Here is a 19,306-nt window from a genome sequence, read left to right on the forward strand (position 1 = left end):
TGAATAAATATTAATTAATCTTGATTAAAAATTTCCTTTAATAATATTAACGATGGCACTTACAATGTATTGAATGCCGATAGAAATAACTATAAAACCAACAATTCTTGAAATAGCAACAATTCCTGATGCTCCTAAAATTCTAGCTAAATAATGTGCGCTTTTTAAAATAGCAAAAATAGCTACAGCAATAGCAAAAATGGCTAATGACGAAATTATGATTTCGTTTATTTGATGATGTTCCTGATAAAAAGCAATTAAAAGAGACATTGATCCTGGCCCGGCAAGCATTGGTATTGCTAATGGTGTAAGAGCAATATCATTTCTGTGTTGTGCCTCATTTTCAATTTTTTTGTTGATCCCTCGTTTTTTATTGAATTTACCAGAGAGTAAAGAAAATCCAGAGTTAACAATTACAATTCCGCCAGCTATTCTTAGGGCGTCTATACTAATGCCGAAAAAAGTTAGAACATATTGGCCAATAAAATAAGAAACCAATAATATAATAAAAACATTAATAGCAGTCCAAAGAGAAATTCTAGATCTTTCTTTTTGAGAATCATGTTGTGTTAATCCGACGAAAATGGGTACTGTTCCTATTGGATTTAATACCGAAAACAATGCGGCAAATAGATAAATGAATAATTCCATATGATATTGGTTAGTGGAGTAAATGTAGTTATTTTTTGATGCTTTTGCATGAAAATATGTTATGATTATGTTTTTATTGGTTATCGATTCTGAATCAAAGATGTAGGACTTAATCATTCTTTTTTGATTACTTTTGCAGTCTAAATAAAAACTATGAAAAGTAAAAAAACATTAGTTATAGGAGCATCTACAAATCCAGAACGTTACTCTTTTAGAGCTGTTAATATGTTGGTTGGTAAAGGGCATTCAGTATTAGCAATTGGACAAAAAGCGGGAGAGGTTGCAGGAGTGAAAATTCAGACTAAGGCAATGCCAGTTAAAAATATCGATACCATTACTTTGTATCTAAATCCTGTTCGTCAAAGAGATTATTATAATTATATTATAGAATCGCATCCTAAACGTGTAATTTTTAATCCAGGAACAGAAAACCCAGAATTCTATCAATTGTTAGAGTCTAATAGTATTGATGTAGAAGTTGCTTGCACCTTAGTTTTGTTAGCTACAAATCAATATTAAACTTTTTAAATATCTTAGAAATAGGTTTGCATAATGCATTTATTTTGGATAGAAAAGAAAGGGGTTTCGTAATAATTTTTAAATATCGTTAAGGCTTGAATTTAATGGTTGTAGTGTAGGCTAAACCATTAAAAGTATTACATTTGTCGTCATGGAATTTTCATCAAAATTAATTGAAAAAGCAGTAAACGAAATGTCGCAATTGCCAGGTATTGGTAAACGTACAGCACTTCGATTGGTTCTTCATTTGTTGAAACAACCTAAGGAACAAACGGCCTTTTTATCGCAATCATTATTAAATATGCGAGAGGATATTAAATTTTGTGAAAGCTGCCATAATATTTCTGATACTAAAATTTGTGAAATTTGCGCTAATCCAATTAGAAATCACGAGACAATATGTATTGTCGAAGATATTAGAGATGTGATGGCAATAGAAAATACTGGACAGTTTAAAGGAATATATCATGTCCTTGGCGGAAAAATTTCTCCAATTGAAGGAGTTGGCCCCAATCAGTTGAATATTTCTAGTTTGGTGACAAAAGTAAAATCTGGAAATGTAGCGGAGATTATTTTTGCATTAAGCTCAACTATGGAAGGAGATACAACCAATTTTTACATCTATAAGCAAATTGCAGATTCTGATATTATAATTTCAACAATCGCGAGAGGAATATCGGTTGGAGACGAATTAGAATATGCAGACGAAATTACATTAGGAAGAAGTATTTTACATCGCGTACCTTTTGAAAAAACATTTAAAAACAATTAACTAAACCCCAAATAGCAAGTAGTTTTCTTGATAGTAACGGAAAAAATATTTGCGATAAAATTGAACGAATGACAAAAAAAAGTTTTTTTCTATTCTTATTAATCTCAACATTATTTACCTCATGTATTCCGATTAAAGATTTGGTTTATCTTCAGGATAAAAATGATTCCGTAGAACAGACAGCAATTGCTGCAGTCGAATCAAAACCATATAGATTACAAGTCAATGATGTTTTAAGTATTAATATAAAAGCAATTGATTCTAAGCTAGTTTCTATTTTTAATACTACAGAAAATCAATCTAGTCAAACTAAGTCTGAAGCAGGGTTATACTTTGACGGTTTTACAGTTGATGACCATGGAAATATTAGAATGCCAATTCTCGGAGAAGTAAATGTGATTGGTTATACTCTTGAAGAAGTTCGCGTAAAAATTGAAAAGAAATTACTAGAAGAATATTTTAAAAGTGAGGCTAATATTTTTGTCACTGTTAAATTGGCAGGTTTTAGATATACCATTAACGGAGAAGTTGGAAATACAGGAACAAAAACATTGTTTAAAGAGAATGTAACTATTTTGGAGGCTGTTGCAAATGCAGGTGATATTACTACTGTGGGCAATAGAAAAGAAGTAACAGTAATTCGTCAGACTCCAACAGGTGTGCAAATGCATAATATTGACCTTACTGATGTGAATGTAATGAAATCACCTTATTATTATTTACAGCCGAATGATTATATTTATGTAAAACCATTGAGACAAAAAACTTGGGGAACCGGTCAAACAGGAATACAATCTATTGGAACAATCATTACATTGTTATCTTTAGCTACAACAGTTTACCTAATTATAAAATAAAATAGATTTTTAAAATGTTAGACATTAAAGATTTTGCCATTTTTGAAAATCATTCTCATTTTGATTTTAAAGGATTTCTGTTGAAAATTGCTAGCTACTGGAAATGGTTTCTGGCAAGTTTGATTATTGCATTCACGATTGCTTATCAGGTAAATATTCGTAAAGAAAAAATTTACGGAATGCAGACCATGATTTCTATTAAAGAAGAAAGCAATCCCTTTTTTACTTCAAATACCAGTTTAGTTTTTAATTGGGGAGGAATCTCTGATCAAGTAAATGGAATTTCTACAATTCTTCAGTCAAGATCCCATAATGAATTGGTTGTAGATAAGCTTCAGTTTTATATTGACTATTTAGAGCAAGGAAAATACAATTTAATAGACTCTTACGGTGCTGTTCCATTTTATATCGATATTGATAAGACAAAAGGGCAGATTGTAAATTCATTAATTAATATAAAGTTTTTAAATGAAAACGAATATCAAATTCAGATTCCATTTGAAAGCAACTCCGTTTCATTGATTACATATAGCAATAATTCTTATAGCAATACTTCTGTACAGCCTGTAACCTTCATAAAAAAATACAAAGTTGGGGAAACCGTAAATCTCCCGTTTTTGAATTGGAAGCTACAAATCAATGATAATCCAGGTTTTTACAAGGGTAAAGAATATTTTGTCAGATTTAATGATTTTGACGGGACGGTATCTCGATATAAAGGGATAAATGTAGACTCTGGTAAAAGCGGCGGGTCACTGTTGACTTTGTCAATGCAGGGAACAAATAAAACCAGAATGGTTGATTATTTGAATTCTACTGTAAAAATGCTTATCAAAATTCAGCTCGACGGCAAAAATCAATTTGCTACAAATACTATTAGGTTTATTGATAGTACTCTTGTGGCAATGGAATCTCAGCTTAAACAGACTGGTAACGAATTAAAATCTTTTCAAAAGGATAAAAATATTTATCAAATAGAAGACGGCGGTTCTAAAGTTTCGGAGAAGATAATGGATTTTGATGTTGAAAAGGACCAAATAACGAGAAAAATAGCTTACTATAATTCGTTAAAAGCATATTTAAACAGCAGTGTCGATTATTCGAGGTTGCCTGCTCCTTCTGTTGCAGGAATTGAAGATCCAAACATTGTTGCGAATGTTTCTAAACTTATTGCGCTTTCTACTCAAAGATCAGAAATGGCTTATGCCGTAAAGAGTGAAAAAATATTTAAAGATTTTGATAATCAAATGGCTGCAGTAAAAAATGTCCTACAAGAGAATATTGTTACGGCAAAAGCTTCTTTGTTATATGACTTATCTTTGGTAAATGCCAAAATTGGTCAAGCTGAAAGTACAGTAAAAAGACTTCCGGCTGAACAGCAAGAGTTATTGAAAATCAAAAGAAAATATGATTTAAATGATAATATTTATACAGAATTTCTTCAGAAAAGAAATGAAGCAGAAATTGTAAGAGCATCTAACCTGTCAGACATTCATTTTATTGATCCAGCAAAAGATATTGGAGGAGGTTTGATAGGTCCTAAGACTTCTGTAAATTATGTAATGGCTTTATTTTTAGGAATTTTAATTCCTTTACTGTTTGTCCTGGTGATTTTTTTCATTAATAATTCAATTCAGAATACTGAGGATATTAGCAAATTGACTCAAATTCCGTTACTTGGTGTAATTGGGGTTAATAAGGATTCTGGAAGTTTAGCAGTTTTTGACAAACCAAAATCAGCACTTTCAGAAGCATTTAGAGGGATTCGATCGTCACTTCAGTTTTTGTACAAAAAACAGCAAGTTAGCGGATCAAAAACATTAATGATTACTTCTTCTATTAGTGGTGAAGGAAAAACATTTTGTTCTATAAATATTGCTACGGTTTTCGCTTTAAGCGAAAAGAAAACGGTAATTGTTGGTTTAGATTTGAGAAAACCCAGATTAGCAGATGAATTTCAAATAAAATCACCTTTGGGTGTTGTCAATTATTTAATAAAACAAAATAGTTTAGAAGAAATTACTAATTCCACACAAGTGCCGAATTTGGATGTAATTCTTTCTGGACCAATTCCGCCAAATCCTTCAGAATTAATTTTAAGTGATGGAATGAAGGAATTAATTGATGAACTAAAGCAGAAATATGATTATATTGTTTTGGATACTCCGCCAGTTGGTTTGGTGGCAGATTCATTAGAGTTAGTTCAATTTGCAGATGTGACATTATATATCGTAAGGCAGAATTATACCAAGAAAGATATGATAACGTTATTGAATACTAGACTTAAACGTGGTGAGTTGAGTAACGTGAGTATTGTACTGAATGGTTATGAAAATAAGGCTAAATATGGTACTGGTTACGGTTATGGTTACGGCTATGGAGCTTATTCGAATGGTTACCACGAAGAAGAAGTCAAAGTTGGATTTTGGAAAACATTCATGAATCGAATTAGAAAAAGCTAAAAGTTGGATAAATGGAAAATAAAACAAAAGATACTATTTTAATTACGGGAGGAGCTGGATTTATAGGTTCAAATTTGACCGAGTATTTTTTAGGTTTAGACTATAAAGTTGTCTGTTTGGATAATTTTTCCACAGGGCATCGTCATAATTTGAAAAATTTTTTAAGCAATCCTGATTTTAAGTTAATTGAAGGTGATATTCGAAATTTAGCTGATTGTAATTTAGCAGTAGAAGGAGCAGATTATGTTTTACATCAAGCTGCTTTAGGTTCTGTTCCAAGGTCAATAAAAGACCCAATAACAACCAATGAAGTAAATGTTTCTGGATTTTTAAATATGCTTACAGCAGCTCTTGATGCTAAAGTAAAACGATTTGTATATGCTGCTAGCTCTTCAACCTATGGAGATTCTCAGGGACTGCCAAAAGTAGAAGATGTTATAGGAAAACCATTGTCTCCTTATGCTATTACTAAGTATGTAAATGAGCTGTATGCGGAAATTTTCAGTAAAACCTATGGTTTGGAAACAATTGGCCTTCGTTATTTTAATGTTTTTGGAAGAAAACAAGACCCTAACGGAGCGTATGCTGCAGTAATACCAAAATTTGTAAAACAGTTTATGAATCATGAAAGTCCTGTGATTAATGGAGATGGGAATTACTCTCGTGATTTTACTTATATCGATAATGTTATTCAGATGAATGAATTGGCAATGACTTCTCAAAATCCAGAAGCCATTAATTCAGTTTACAATACTGCATTTGGTAATAGAAATACATTAAATGATTTGGTTAAATATTTAAAAGAATATTTATCAGAGTTTGATCCGAAAATAAAGGACGTTCAGGTTATTTATGGAGAAAACAGAGCAGGAGATATTCCGCATTCATTGGCGAGCATTGAAAAAGCAAAAAAGATACTAGGGTATAATCCAAAATATTCTTTGCAAGATGGATTGAAAGAAGCTGTGGGATGGTATTGGAATAATTTAAAATAAAAACAGATCAAGATAAAATAGATCAAATGAAAATTACAAAAATTTGCTGCATTGGTGCAGGATATGTTGGTGGGCCAACTATGGCGGTTATAGCTCAAAAATGTCCACACATTCAAGTTACAGTTGTTGATTTAAACGAACAAAGAATAGCGGATTGGAATGATCCAAATCCTGAAAATATTCCAGTATATGAGCCAGGTCTCTCTGAAATTGTAGCGGAGGCTAGAGGTAGAAATCTATTTTTTTCTACAGATGTTGATAAGGCAATAGATGATGCACAAATGATATTTATCTCAGTAAATACGCCAACCAAAACTTATGGTAAAGGCAAAGGGATGGCTGCAGATTTAAAATATATTGAGTTATGCGCAAGGCAAATAGCAAGAGTAGCAAAACAAAATAAAATAGTTGTAGAGAAATCAACTTTGCCAGTTAGAACTGCCGAAGCTATTAAAAGTATATTAGATAATACAGGAAACGGTGTTCAGTTTCAAATTTTGTCTAATCCAGAATTTTTAGCAGAAGGTACTGCTGTTACAGATTTGTTAAATCCAGATCGAATTTTAATCGGAGGAGATACTACTCCTGATGGTGAGGAAGCGATTAATGCTTTGGTAGACGTTTATGCAAATTGGGTAAGCAAAGAAAAGATTTTAACAACAAATGTTTGGTCGTCAGAGTTGTCTAAATTGACTGCAAATGCATTTTTAGCGCAACGAATTTCATCTATTAATGCGATGTCTGAATTATGTGAAAAAACTGGTGCAGATGTCAATGAAGTGGCGAGGGCAATAGGAATGGATAGCAGAATCGGTCCTAAATTCTTAAAAGCTTCTGTTGGATTTGGTGGTTCTTGCTTTCAAAAAGATATTCTGAATTTAGTTTATATAGCAAAATCATATGGATTAAATGAAGTTGCCGATTATTGGGAACAAGTCATTATTATGAACGATCATCAAAAAAGAAGATTCTCAAATAAAATCGTTCAAACATTATACAATACAGTAGCCGATAAAAAAATTACTTTTTTAGGCTGGGCTTTTAAAAAAGATACAAACGATACAAGAGAATCTGCCGCGATTTATGTGGCTGACGACTTAATAAATGAGCAAGCCAATATTTCTGTTTACGATCCAAAAGTTTCTGAAAATAAGATGTTAAACGATCTTAACTATTTAGAAACAAGAGCAAATGAAGAAAACGTAAAAGCGTTGAATGTCTTTGATAATGCTTATGAGGCTTGTAAGGATGCTCATGCAATTGCAATCTTAACAGAATGGGATGAATTTACTACTTATGACTGGAAAAAGATTTACGATTCTATGCATAAGCCCGCTTTTGTTTTTGATGGAAGAAACATTTTAAATGCTAAAGAATTAGAATCAATCGGTTTTGTTTACAATGGAATAGGTTCATAAGTTTGTCTGGTAGTGAAGTAAAAAGGATGTGAAAATGTGAAGTAGTAAGATTTGCTTCGTTATAAATAAAAAGATGAATTGGTATGTAGTTTACACAAAGCCGAAATGGGAAAAAAAAGTTGCAGATAAACTTAACCAATTAGGAATTGAATGCTATTGCCCACTTATTACCCAAATTAAGCAATGGTCTGATAGAAAAAAAAAGATTGAAGCTCCGCTTTTTAATTCTTATGTTTTTGTTCAATTGGAAGATTCAGACAGGAATTTAGTTTTTCAGGTTGCCGGAGTTGTAAGATATTTATTTTGGTTAGGGAAGCCCGCAATTGTAAAAGATCAGGAAATCGAAGCGATAAAAAATAGTCTTAAAGCAACAAATATTAGTGAGGTTACTGTTTCCGCGCTTCAAGTGGGAGATAAAATCAAATTAGAGTCAGGTGCATTTATTAATCAAAATGCAATTGTTCAAGAAGTTTCTAATAATTATTATACTCTAATCTTGGAAACTTTAGGATGTATTCTAAAAATAAAATATAAATAACGACGTTATCAAATAAAAATTAACAGAAGAGAAGTCTTTTTTTTAGATTTTTTCTTCTGTTTTTTTTATGAAGGAATTATTTACAGCCTGATTAATAATAGATTGTGGTTAAGTGCATTTTATTTAACAATTTGTTGGTGAGTATTACGGGAAACCGTATTGAATAACTAGACTTATTATACTATATTTGCGCGAAAATGATTAATTTAGGCATCTGAGTCAGATATTGTGACTTGGAATGGCGAAGCCGTGAATTTTTGGTAGCCTAAAGAAATAAAGAAAATGGAATTAGATAAAAATATTAAAATTGCAGTTATTGGCTTAGGGTATGTAGGATTACCATTAGCTCGATTATTTGCAACAAAATATTCAGTAATTGGTTTTGATATAAATGAATCTAGAGTCAATTCTTTGAAATCGGGAACCGATACAACTTTAGAGGTTGAAGATGATGTTTTACAAAAAGTATTAATTACGAATTCTGATGAAGAAGCAGGTCTATATTGTACGACTTCGATAGATGATATTCAGAATTGCAATTATTATATAGTTACTGTACCTACTCCAGTTGATAAAAATAATAGGCCGGATTTAACTCCTCTTTATAAATCTAGCGAAACTGTCGGTAAAGTTCTAAAAAAAGGAGATATCGTTATTTATGAATCAACTGTTTATCCTGGAGTAACAGAAGAGCAATGTGTGCCAGTTCTAGAGCAGGTTTCTGGATTAAAATTTAATGAAGACTTTTTTGCAGGATATTCGCCAGAAAGAATAAATCCAGGGGATAAAGAACATACAGTTGAAAAAATTCTGAAAGTTACTTCTGGGTCAACACCTGAAATAGGATTAAAAGTAGATGCTTTATATAAGTCCGTAATTACTGCTGGAACCCATTTAGCACCGACTATAAAAGTTGCAGAAGCAGCTAAGGTTATTGAAAATTCTCAGAGAGATATTAATATCGCTTTTGTTAATGAATTAGCGAAAATATTCAATTTAATGAATATTGATACACAAGAAGTTTTGACAGCGGCGGCAACAAAATGGAATTTTTTGCCGTTTAAACCAGGTCTTGTTGGTGGGCATTGTATAGGGGTTGATCCATATTATTTAGCACAAAGAGCACAAGAGTTCGGTTATCATCCTGAAATCATTTTAGCAGGAAGACGTTTGAATGATAGTATGGGAGAATATGTGGCTTCACAAATAGTGAAGCTAATGATAAAAAAAGGTATTTCTGTTAATGGTGCTGAATTATTAATGCTAGGCATAACGTTCAAAGAAAATTGTCCAGACGTTAGAAATACTAAAATAGTAGATGTTGTTAAAGCATTAAAAGATTATGGAATTGTTGTAACGATATTTGATCCGCTAGCAGATGTGCATGATGTAAAAAAAGAATATAATTTAGTAACATTAGACTCTGTTCCCAATAATAAATTTGATGCAATAGTTCTAGGAGTTTCGCATGCGGAGTTTTTAGAATTAGAATTTTCAAATTTGCAGAAAGAAAAAAGTTTAATTTATGACGTAAAAGGAGTTTTAGGATCTTTAGCTGACAATAGGCTGTAGATTTTAGCTTCTTTTTTATTTTATAATATATGAATTCAGATAAAACTATAACGCATGTTATCCTTACTGGAGGAGTAGGAAGTCGTTTATGGCCACTTTCTCGTAAAAGTCGCCCAAAACAATACCTTGAAATATTTGATGGAAAGTCTTTATTTGAAATGACAGTTGAACGCAACAGTTATTTGGCAAACAAAGTAATGGTGGTTGGAAATATTGATAATCATCAATTAAGTGGGAAAGTAATGCGTAAAACCAATACCCAGTACATAAATATTATTGAAGCAACTCCACGAAATACAGCTGCGGCAATTGCTTTTGCAGCATTTGCATCTCAACCAGAAGATATTTTAATTATTACTCCATCAGATCATATTATAGATCAAAAGGAAAACTATAATCAAGCGATCAGTGAGGCGGTTATAAAAGCCAATGAAGGATTTATAGTAACATTTGGAGTAATACCTACTAAACCAGAAACAGGCTATGGTTATATTGAAGCAAAAGGAGATAATGTAATTTCTTTCCGTGAAAAGCCAAACGAAACCACTGCAAAAGAATTTATTTCAAAAGGTAATTTCTTATGGAATAGTGGTATGTTTTGCTTTAAAGCGGGTGTTTTATTGGATGAATTAAAGCAATTTCAGCCAGATGTTTATGAAAAATCTAAAGCAGTTTGGGAATCTTCTGAAAAAGGGTTTTTAGATTTAGAATTATCAATGCAAATTCCATCAATTAGTATTGATTATGCTGTGATGGAAAGAAGTAAAAAAATAAAAGTAGTTCCTGCATCTTTCTCTTGGTCTGATCTTGGTTCTTTTGAATCAGTATATGAATATTTGGTTTCAAAGGGACATCCTGTAGATTCTAATGGCAATATGGTAATTGGTTGTGATAGTCATACAACTTTTTTGGGATTAAGAAATACTATTTTTGTCCATACAGATACTGCTAATTTGATCTTGCAAAAAGAAAATTCGCAAGATGTAAAAGATATATATAACGAGTTGGAAAAACAAAATTCAGATTTGTTAAATTAATATAAAGAATTTAAAAATGAAAAAAATTCTAATAACTGGCGGTGCTGGTTTTATTGGTTCTCACGTAGTAAGACGCTTTGTGAATAAATATCCGGAGTATCAAATTTTTAATTTGGATGCTTTAACTTATGCAGGCAATCTTGAGAACATAAAAGATATTGAAAATCAACCTAATTATACATTTGTTAAAGGCGATATTGTCGATGAAAGTTTTATTAATGAACTTTTCGAGCTTCATAAATTTGATGGGGTTCTACATTTAGCGGCAGAATCACATGTCGATCGCTCTATTGAAGATCCACTTGCATTTGTTAAAACCAATGTTATTGGAACAATGAATTTATTAAATGCAGCTAAGAATCAATGGAAAGGTAATTTTGAAGGTAAAAGATTTTATCATATAAGTACTGATGAAGTCTATGGCTCATTAGGAGCAACAGGATTGTTTACTGAAGAAACTCCTTATGATCCAAATTCTCCATATTCGGCTTCAAAAGCCAGTTCAGATCATTTTGTTAGGGCTTATGGTGAAACTTATGGGCTTCCATATGTTTTAACTAATTGTTCAAACAATTATGGATCATATCATTTTCCTGAAAAACTAATTCCTCTTTTTATTAATAATATTATAAATAACAAATCTCTTCCAGTATATGGCGACGGTAATTATACTAGAGATTGGCTGTTTGTAGAAGATCACGCGATAGCAATTGATTTAGTTTTTCATGAAGGGAAGAATCATGAAACCTATAATATCGGTGGATTTAATGAATGGAAAAATATAGATCTGGTTAAGTTGTTATGTAAAATAATGGATGGAAAATTGGAAAGAGAGGCTGGTACTTCTGAAAAACTAATTACCTATGTTAAAGATAGACCAGGTCATGATTTACGTTATGCCATAGATGCTTCAAAAATTAATAAAGAGCTAGGCTGGAAGCCTTCAGTTACTTTTGAAGAAGGATTAGAAAAAACTATCAATTGGTATCTAAATAACCAAGAATGGCTTAAAAATGTTACTTCAGGAGCTTACAAAGATTATTATCAAAAACAATACTCATAAAATATTTATAAAAAAATATCTTTAAATAATTTTTCCTTTAACATGAAAAAAATATTATACGTTCTTACTCTATTTTTTGCATTAGTTACTTTTAATGCAACTGCACAAGATATAATGAAATCTAAAGATTTAAGTACAGTAAAAGTAGACTATTTATCAGATGATGATTTGGCAAAAATTAGCGCTCAGTTAAAAAGCAATAATGCAACTATTGATCAAGTTGAGTCAATGGCGCTCTCAAAAGGGATGAGCCAAACAGAGTTTAATAAACTTAAGATTAAGCTCAATGATTTTGAAAAGAAAAATGCTAAAGGTGATAAAAAAGATAAAAATAAGGATAGTAAATCAAAAACAGGAGAGAAAACGTCAGAGTTTGGAAGGAAACAGGATGAAATTAAAAATGAGAAAGTAAAAGATTCTTTAAATGCATTGATTTTTGGATCAGAGCTATTTGATAATCCTACTTTAAATTTTGAGCCAGATCTGAATTTGGCTACTCCTATGAACTATGTTCTTGGGCCAGGTGATGAGTTACAGATAAGTGTTTATGGTGTTCAAGAATATAATGCAAACATTCCTGTAAATGTAGAAGGAAAAGTAAGCATAGACTATGTAGGGCAAATCTCTGTTTCTGGTATGTCTATTGAGGCCGCAACACAAAAAATAAAAGCAGCAATTGCTAAAGTTTATAGTACAGTTCGTTCTGGGCAATCTCAAGTAAGCATTAGTTTAGGAAAAATACGCACTATAAAAGTAACAATAGTTGGAGGTAAGCAACCAGGTAATTATTCGATTTCTTCGTTAGCCACTGTCTATAATGCTTTACATTTAGCAGGTGGACCTGGAAAAAATGGTAGTTATAGAAACATAGAGTTAATAAGAAACAATAAAGTTTACAAGAATATTGATATTTATAGATTCTTAGTTAAAGGAGATCAATCTGATAATGTTGCTTTAAAAGAAAATGATGTAATTAGAATTCCAGCCTACAGTCAGAGAGTTACTGTTGAAGGAGAAGTTAAGAGACCAGGGATATTTGAAATGAAAAAAGGAGAAAAATTCTCTGATTTATTAAATTTTGCTTCTGGATTCAATGAGTTTGCTTATACAGCATCGGTAAATGTATTACAAAAAACAGGAAAAGAATTTAAAGTTCACGATATTAATGAAAGTGAATATAATTCTTATCAGCCTCAGTCGGGAGATGTTTTTAGAATTACTAAGATTTTGAATCGATTTGAAAATCGTATCAAGATTGAAGGGGCTGTTTTTAGACCAGACTATTATTCTTTTACAGAAGGAATGAGAATTTCAGATCTTATTACAAGGGCAGAAGGATTAAAAGAAGACGCCTATAGTAAAAGAGCAAGAATTATTCGTTTAAAAACAGATTTAACAACAGAAATTGTTAACGTAGATTTAGGCGCAGCTTTATCTGGCGACTTAAATGCAGATATTGAGCTTAAAAGAGAAGATATAGTGACTGTATATTCTATTTTAGATTTTAGAGAAGAGTATAAAGTAACCATAGACGGTGAAGTCAAAAATCCTGGTGTATATGAATATTTCGAAAATCTTACTTTAAACGACTTAGTAGTTCAAGTAGGAGGATTAACAGGTTCCGCTTCTAAGAGAGTCGAAATCGCAAGAATGATTAAATCTGATGCCATTGATGATGCAGATCCTAAGCGAATAGAATTAGTTGAATTAGAGATAACGGCGGATAATAATGAGCAAATTAAAAATTTCGTTTTGAAACCTTTTGATGTTATTAATATTCGTCGAATGGCGGTTTATGAGAAACCAGAAATGGTTAAAGTAAGCGGGGCTGTAACATATCCAGGTAAATATGTCCTAGCCAATAAAAAAGAAAGAGTTTATAATGTCGTCATGAGAGCAGGAGGATTAACATCTATTGCAAATTTGGATGGTATGAAGATAAAAAGGCCTATAAAAGAAGAACAGATTGAGCAATTGGAAAGTATTAATCTTAATCTGGAGAAAAAAGAAACGGTGGACAAAAAGGAAGGAACTTTAGAAGAATCAAATTTTAAAAGTAAAGATACACTCAAATCTAAATTATCAAAAAAATTAAGGGATGAATTAAAATACACAACTATCCCTGTTAATTGGGAAAAAATTGTAAAAGATAAAAATCACTATTCGAATGTAACGCTATTTCCTGGTGATGAAATTGAAGTAGCTGTATATAATGAAAGCGTGAAAGTTACGGGTAACGTGTTATTGACATCCGAGATACCGTACAGAAATGGAAAAGGATTCAAATATTATATTAATTCTGTTGGAGGCGTGGATAATAAAGGATGGAAAAGAAAAGCTTATATTATTTATCCAAATGGAAAAGCAGCTGTAACAAACTCATTTTTGTTTTTTAGATCTTACCCTAAAGTAGAACCAGATTCACAAATTGTGGTTCCTGAAAAACCTGAGAAGAAAAAGATGACTGCTGGAGAATGGGTCGGAATCGGGAGTGTTATATCTAGTTTGGCATTGTTAATTGTTACTGCTTTTAAATAATTTACTATGAACAATAAAAATGTTGATAATGAAGAAATTTCGTTAAAAGAACTTTTAGGTAAAGTAAAGGATTGGTATTGTTATCTAATGTCTCAATGGAAAATCATTCTATTAGCAGGGATGGTTGGATCTGGTTTAGGATTGATATATTCTATGATTAAAAAACCTATTTATACCGCTTCATTATCATTTGCTTTGGAAGATGATAAAGGTGGTGCTGGTGGATTAGGTGGAGCTTTAGGTTTAGCTAGTTCATTTGGATTAGATTTAGGAGGAAGCGGTGGTGGAATTTTTACGGGGTCAAATTTAACAGAGTTGTTTAAATCAAGATCTATGGTAGAAAAAACACTTTTATCTTCCATTGAAGTGAATGGTAAAGAGATTTCTTTAGCTGAAATGTATATACAAAATAATAAATGGAGAGAGAGTTGGTCAAAAGATCCAAAATTATCGAAAATACAATTCTTACCTCATTCTAATCGTAAAACTTTTACAAGAGTGCAAGATAGTATTTTAGGAAAGATGTATCAAAATTTATCAACATCAGGTTTGTCTGTTGGACAAAAAGATAAAAAAATAGCCATAATAAACATGGATGTTTCATCCACAAATGAATTGTTTTCAAAATATTTTTGTGAAGCTTTAGCTAAACAAGTGGGAGCTTTTTATGTTGAGACTAAAAGTAAAAAAGCTAGATTAAACATGAGTATTTTAGAACATCAGGTTGATTCTATTAGGGCAGAATTAAATGGTGCGATAACAGGAGTTGCAGTCGCGAATGATAATACGTTTAATTTGAATCCTGCATTGAATATTCGAAGAGCTCCATCTGCTAGGAGGCAAGTTGATGTACAGGCCAATACTGCTATTCTTACTGAACTAGTTAAGCAAAGTGAACTCGCAAAAGTAACTTTAAGAAAAGAAACGCCTTTAATTCAAGTAATTGATAAACCAATTTTGCCGTTGCCGAAAGATAGTCTGAGTAAAGTTAAAGGAATTATAGCAGGCGGAGGGTTGACAATTTTTCTAACAATATTAGGTCTAATTTTAAAAAGATTTTTAATTAGCTTGTAGTTAATTAAGAGAAAATTTAGTTTATATAATAAGTAGAAATGGCAACATCTGTAGGTTTATTTGTGAATTTTAATTGTAAATGCTGAATTTTATATTTTTAAATTAATATAAGAGCAAAAAACTGAGCGTTATGCTCTAAATTTATGGAAGACAATTCAAGAGTAAAAAAAAGTCTAAAGAATGCAAAGTTTGCGTTATTTTTTTATTGTTGCAATTTAATACTCCAATTTTTTTATAGAAAAGTATTTTTAAATTATTTAGGCGCTGAAGTTTTGGGTCTAAATACAACTGCAATGAATTTATTGCAGTTTCTTAATTTGGCGGAAATGGGAGTAGGTGCCGCAATTAGTTATTCTTTGTATAAGCCATTAGCAGCGGATGATCATAAACAAATTAATGATATTGTATCTGTACAAGGATATTTATATAGCAGGATAGGTATCTTAGTGGGAATATTAGCTATTATTTTAATGTTTTTCTTTCCCTATTTTTTTTCAGATATTAAAGTTCCACTTTGGTATGCGTATGCAACTTTTGGCGTTTTATTGCTATCTGCGTTGATAGGTTATTTTTTAAATTATCAACAAATTGTTCTAATATCTGATCAAAAGGAATTTAAGTTAAATTATGCACTGCAGGGGGTTAAAATTGTTAAGGTAATAATTCAGATATTATTTATATTTTTATTTTCTTACGGATATATATGGTGGATTTTTTGGGAGTTAATTGCTGTTTTAGCAACTGTTTTTGGAATAAAATATGTTCTTCATTTAGAATATCCATGGCTAAAAACTAGTATCGCTTCAGGAAAAAAATTATTAAATGAGTATCCTCAAATCACTCATAAAACAAAACAATTAATTACCCATAAAATAGCCGGCTTTGCATTAAATGAAAGTGGGCCTTTGATAATATTTGCATTTACAAGTTTATCATTTATTGCGAGTTATGGAAATTATTTGTTAGTTATTGCAGGAATTACAGCTCTTTTGGGAGCTGTCTTTAATAGTACAAATGCTGGAGTTGGAAACCTAGTATCTCAAGCGAGTATTGATAGGATTTTAGTTGTTTTTGAAGAATTATTTACATTAAGGTTTTTTTTAACTAGCATAGCTTGTTACGGTGTGTATAAGTTCACACCAATCTTTATTACATATTGGGTAGGAAAAGAATATTTATTAGAAAAATCAAATTTAATATTATTGGTACTTATAATGTTTATCAATATTACTAGGCTTACTGTTGATTCTTTTTTAAATGCTTATGGGCTTTTCAAAGATATTGCAGCTCCAATAGTTGAAACTATTGTTAATATAGGGCTCTCAGTTTTATTAGGATATTTTTATGGTATTAATGGAGTATTAATTGGTGTTTTATCAAGTCTGTTTATCATCGTTTTACTTTGGAAGCCTTTTTTTTTATTTAAAAGTGGATTTAAGCAAAACGTTATTAAATATTTTAAAATGTATTTTAAACTTTTTTTAATAGTTCTGTTTGTTTTTGTATCAACTGAATATTTAGTAAATATTTTGGCAATAAATCCATACGGAACAATATTTGACTTTATTTTATACAGCTTAATAACTATTTTCATTTTTTTTATATTGCTTTTGATCGGATTTGCAATATTTACAAGAGGAATGCGTAATTTTTATTTTAGATGTAAAACCTATTTAATTAAATGATTTTTATGCTTGATAATCAGGGTTATTATGTTCGAGGGAACTTTATTACTAGACAACGATTTAGACAGACTTTTTTAAAGAATTCTTTTACTCGTTTTAGTGTGTATTTTTTTCAATCTATTTTTGTGTTTTCTTTGATCTTGTTAAATAGATTTTTTAAAAAAAAAACTAAAGAATTTAAGTATTCAGCTTCTATTTGTTGTATATTCAAAAATGAAGCAAGATATTTTGATGAATGGATTAGATATCATCTAGTAATAGGGGTTGATCATTTTTATTTATATAATAATAATTCTGATGATAATTTTTTAGAAGTTCTTCAGCCTTATATTGAAAAAGGAATTGTTGATTTAATTGAATGGCCTTTTAATCACTCGCAAATGCTAGCTTATGAAGATTGTTATAAAAAATACAAAAACGATACAAATTGGTTAGCATTTATTGATGTCGATGAATTTGTTTGTCCTTTAGCTACAGATAACATTAAGTCATGGTTAGAATCATATAAAAATTATCATGGAGTAGCGATTTATTGGAAACAATTCGGATCAAATGGAAAGCTGAATCACAATTTAGAACAACTTGTAATAGAGCAGTATACTCAGTGTTGGCCGAAGCCAAGTGTATTCACAAAGATGTTTTGTAATATGAATTTTCCAATTTCAGAGTTTGAAAATCCACATGTTCTTAATTCAAAAGTTTTTGGTTTTAGAGTTCCGCCAATCAATCAATATAAAAATATCATGAGTTTAGGTATGAATTTAAAGTTTTCATTTCAGAGTTCCACAATACAAATTAATCATTATTGGGGTAAAGCTTACGATAGTTTTGTTGAAAGTAAAATAAATCGTAGCGATGTTTATCATCAAGATGATATTAAAATGGCTCAATCTAGAAGGCAATTATTAAGATCTCATGAATCAATGTGTACAGTTAGAGACTATAAAATTCAACGTTTTCTGCTATACACAAAATTAACAAATAACTCTAATTATTTTAATTTTAAATGATTGCCTATATCATTCCATTTTTAGTAACAATTGTTGCTGCAATAGTATTTGATATCTGTAAGTATAAAAATAATGCTGAATTTTTGGTTTGGATGGGGCTTTATATTTATTTATCTGGCTTAATAGGTTTGCGCTATATGGTTGGAGGTGATAGTTATTTTTATATGTTATATTTTAATAATATTTCGACCAATAATATATTAGATTTTTCATGGGATTCTGAATATCAACCTCTTTTTACCATTTTAAATTCTCTTGCTAAAGCTATTTACTCTAGCTTTACAACTTTCCAAATTTTTCATGTATTAATAATCAATAGTTGTCTTTTTTATTATATATGGAAAAATTCAAAACTTCGCTTTAGTGTTTTATTTTTGTGTTTGTTGATGTTTTATATCAATTTTACAGTTGAAATTTTACGTGAATCTCTTGCAATAATGGTTTTTATAATTAACTATAAAAATCTTGAGAATAACAAGTGGATTCGATATTATATTGGTGTTTTTATTGCAATTATGTTTCATCTTTCAGCAGTTTTTTTGATAGTTTTGCCTTTTTTGAAATTTTTGCGTATTAATCGACATTATATTTTATTGTTGATTGTTATTTTATTGGCTTTAAATCAACTAAATTATCTTTTTACTTTTTTTGAAAATATTGATAAAATTAATAAAAAGGTGAATGATTATTCAGAAGCTTCGTATGGCTGGAAATCTACCTTTTTATTCTTTGCTACTAGAACTCTTATTCCAATAGGGCTTTTTTATTGGGCAAAAAATAAATTTAATATTGTAATAAAATATGAGTACTTAATTTGTGTATTTGGATTATTGGGAGTTTGTTCAATTTTCAATACTATAATTTTTACCCGTTTCACTAATTATTTAATGCTATTTTACTGTATTACATTAGCAGATGTGATGATTCCATTTTTTAGACAAAAAATTATTACATCAAGCAAGCTATTTGTAATAACGACATTTGTTTTCATTTTGTTTACAAGTGGTTATATGTCATTTTATTGGCCAGCGGGATATTATGTTAAATGGATACCTTACTATTCTGTTTTTAGTTATGAATCTGAGAGTAATAAATTTATTGATAGAGATTATTAA

16 protein-coding genes are annotated in these 19,306 nt (G+C 30.5%); 15 read left to right on the plus strand and 1 reads right to left on the minus strand.

The genetic code is table 11. The annotated features are described in order from the left end of the window. Positions 1-24: 24 nt before the first annotated feature. A complete protein-coding gene (locus tag BLP44_RS16335) occupies positions 25-651 on the minus strand; it encodes a MarC family NAAT transporter (RefSeq protein ID WP_008464345.1) in 627 nt (208 codons plus the stop codon). Between the two features lie 153 nt (positions 652-804). Between BLP44_RS16335 and BLP44_RS16340 the strand changes: the two genes are divergently transcribed. The 15 genes from BLP44_RS16340 (at position 805) to BLP44_RS16410 (ending at position 19,306) form a co-directional block, all read left to right on the plus strand. Next, a complete protein-coding gene (locus BLP44_RS16340; RefSeq protein WP_008464347.1) occupies positions 805-1,170 on the plus strand; it encodes a CoA-binding protein in 366 nt (121 codons plus the stop codon). 151 nt (positions 1,171-1,321) lie between these two features. Further along, positions 1,322-1,942: a recombination mediator RecR gene (gene recR, locus BLP44_RS16345; protein ID WP_091134520.1), complete on the plus strand. Its 621-nt coding sequence runs from the start codon at positions 1,322-1,324 to the stop codon at positions 1,940-1,942. A gap of 68 nt (positions 1,943-2,010) precedes the next feature. Continuing rightward, positions 2,011-2,799: a polysaccharide biosynthesis/export family protein gene (locus BLP44_RS16350; RefSeq protein ID WP_066033535.1), complete on the plus strand. Its 789-nt coding sequence runs from the start codon at positions 2,011-2,013 to the stop codon at positions 2,797-2,799. Positions 2,800-2,813: 14 nt separating this feature from the next. Continuing rightward, on the plus strand, positions 2,814-5,261 hold the full coding sequence (locus BLP44_RS16355) for a polysaccharide biosynthesis tyrosine autokinase (protein ID WP_091134522.1): 2,448 nt from the start codon (positions 2,814-2,816) through the stop codon (positions 5,259-5,261). A gap of 11 nt (positions 5,262-5,272) precedes the next feature. After that, the gene (locus BLP44_RS16360; RefSeq protein ID WP_091134524.1) at positions 5,273-6,256 is read left to right on the plus strand and encodes an SDR family oxidoreductase; all 984 of its coding nucleotides are present in this window, start codon (positions 5,273-5,275) and stop codon (positions 6,254-6,256) included. A gap of 26 nt (positions 6,257-6,282) precedes the next feature. Then, positions 6,283-7,674, plus strand: coding sequence for a UDP-glucose 6-dehydrogenase (locus BLP44_RS16365; protein WP_091134527.1), 1,392 nt, complete (start codon positions 6,283-6,285; stop codon positions 7,672-7,674). Between the two features lie 73 nt (positions 7,675-7,747). Further along, a complete protein-coding gene (locus tag BLP44_RS16370) occupies positions 7,748-8,212 on the plus strand; it encodes a UpxY family transcription antiterminator (protein ID WP_091134529.1) in 465 nt (154 codons plus the stop codon). A 282-nt stretch (positions 8,213-8,494) separates the two neighbouring features. Continuing rightward, the gene (locus BLP44_RS16375; protein ID WP_170830255.1) at positions 8,495-9,784 is read left to right on the plus strand and encodes a nucleotide sugar dehydrogenase; all 1,290 of its coding nucleotides are present in this window, start codon (positions 8,495-8,497) and stop codon (positions 9,782-9,784) included. A gap of 29 nt (positions 9,785-9,813) precedes the next feature. After that, the gene (locus BLP44_RS16380; RefSeq protein ID WP_091134531.1) at positions 9,814-10,821 is read left to right on the plus strand and encodes a mannose-1-phosphate guanylyltransferase; all 1,008 of its coding nucleotides are present in this window, start codon (positions 9,814-9,816) and stop codon (positions 10,819-10,821) included. 16 nt (positions 10,822-10,837) lie between these two features. Next, positions 10,838-11,884: a dTDP-glucose 4,6-dehydratase gene (rfbB, locus tag BLP44_RS16385; RefSeq protein ID WP_091134533.1), complete on the plus strand. Its 1,047-nt coding sequence runs from the start codon at positions 10,838-10,840 to the stop codon at positions 11,882-11,884. A 42-nt stretch (positions 11,885-11,926) separates the two neighbouring features. Beyond that, positions 11,927-14,422, plus strand: coding sequence for an SLBB domain-containing protein (locus BLP44_RS16390; protein ID WP_091134535.1), 2,496 nt, complete (start codon positions 11,927-11,929; stop codon positions 14,420-14,422). Positions 14,423-14,428: 6 nt separating this feature from the next. Next, positions 14,429-15,496, plus strand: a complete 1,068-nt coding sequence (locus BLP44_RS16395; protein ID WP_091134537.1) for a Wzz/FepE/Etk N-terminal domain-containing protein — start codon at positions 14,429-14,431, stop codon at positions 15,494-15,496. A gap of 143 nt (positions 15,497-15,639) precedes the next feature. After that, entirely contained in the window at positions 15,640-17,181 is a 1,542-nt protein-coding gene (locus BLP44_RS16400; protein WP_091134540.1) for a lipopolysaccharide biosynthesis protein, read from the plus strand. A 5-nt stretch (positions 17,182-17,186) separates the two neighbouring features. Continuing rightward, positions 17,187-18,191, plus strand: a complete 1,005-nt coding sequence (locus BLP44_RS16405) for a glycosyltransferase family 92 protein (protein WP_162927260.1) — start codon at positions 17,187-17,189, stop codon at positions 18,189-18,191. After that, positions 18,188-19,306 (plus strand): EpsG family protein, encoded by a 1,119-nt coding sequence (locus BLP44_RS16410; RefSeq protein ID WP_091134544.1) that lies wholly within the window; start codon positions 18,188-18,190, stop codon positions 19,304-19,306. Before BLP44_RS16405 ends, BLP44_RS16410 begins: the two co-directional genes overlap by 4 nt.

The organism is Flavobacterium anhuiense, assembly GCF_900101855.1.
GTDB classification, from domain to species: Bacteria; Bacteroidota; Bacteroidia; order Flavobacteriales; family Flavobacteriaceae; genus Flavobacterium; species Flavobacterium anhuiense.

Excerpts from the sequence above, each read along its gene's own strand:
- BLP44_RS16405 (WP_162927260.1), top strand. The coding sequence starts at position 17,187 with ATGCTTGATAATCAGGGTTATTATGTTCGAGGGAACTTTATTACTAGA.
- BLP44_RS16390 (WP_091134535.1), top strand. The coding sequence starts at position 11,927 with ATGAAAAAAATATTATACGTTCTTACTCTATTTTTTGCATTAGTTACT.
- BLP44_RS16400 (WP_091134540.1), top strand. The coding sequence starts at position 15,640 with ATGGAAGACAATTCAAGAGTAAAAAAAAGTCTAAAGAATGCAAAGTTT.
- BLP44_RS16380 (WP_091134531.1), top strand. The coding sequence starts at position 9,814 with ATGAATTCAGATAAAACTATAACGCATGTTATCCTTACTGGAGGAGTA.
- recR (WP_091134520.1), top strand. The coding sequence starts at position 1,322 with ATGGAATTTTCATCAAAATTAATTGAAAAAGCAGTAAACGAAATGTCG.
- BLP44_RS16360 (WP_091134524.1), top strand. The coding sequence starts at position 5,273 with ATGGAAAATAAAACAAAAGATACTATTTTAATTACGGGAGGAGCTGGA.
- BLP44_RS16370 (WP_091134529.1), top strand. The coding sequence starts at position 7,748 with ATGAATTGGTATGTAGTTTACACAAAGCCGAAATGGGAAAAAAAAGTT.
- BLP44_RS16355 (WP_091134522.1), top strand. The coding sequence starts at position 2,814 with ATGTTAGACATTAAAGATTTTGCCATTTTTGAAAATCATTCTCATTTT.
- BLP44_RS16340 (WP_008464347.1), top strand. The coding sequence starts at position 805 with ATGAAAAGTAAAAAAACATTAGTTATAGGAGCATCTACAAATCCAGAA.
- BLP44_RS16350 (WP_066033535.1), top strand. The coding sequence starts at position 2,011 with ATGACAAAAAAAAGTTTTTTTCTATTCTTATTAATCTCAACATTATTT.
- BLP44_RS16410 (WP_091134544.1), top strand. The coding sequence starts at position 18,188 with ATGATTGCCTATATCATTCCATTTTTAGTAACAATTGTTGCTGCAATA.
- rfbB (WP_091134533.1), top strand. The coding sequence starts at position 10,838 with ATGAAAAAAATTCTAATAACTGGCGGTGCTGGTTTTATTGGTTCTCAC.
- BLP44_RS16365 (WP_091134527.1), top strand. The coding sequence starts at position 6,283 with ATGAAAATTACAAAAATTTGCTGCATTGGTGCAGGATATGTTGGTGGG.
- BLP44_RS16395 (WP_091134537.1), top strand. The coding sequence starts at position 14,429 with ATGAACAATAAAAATGTTGATAATGAAGAAATTTCGTTAAAAGAACTT.
- BLP44_RS16375 (WP_170830255.1), top strand. The coding sequence starts at position 8,495 with ATGGAATTAGATAAAAATATTAAAATTGCAGTTATTGGCTTAGGGTAT.
- BLP44_RS16335 (WP_008464345.1), bottom strand. The coding sequence starts at position 651 with ATGGAATTATTCATTTATCTATTTGCCGCATTGTTTTCGGTATTAAAT.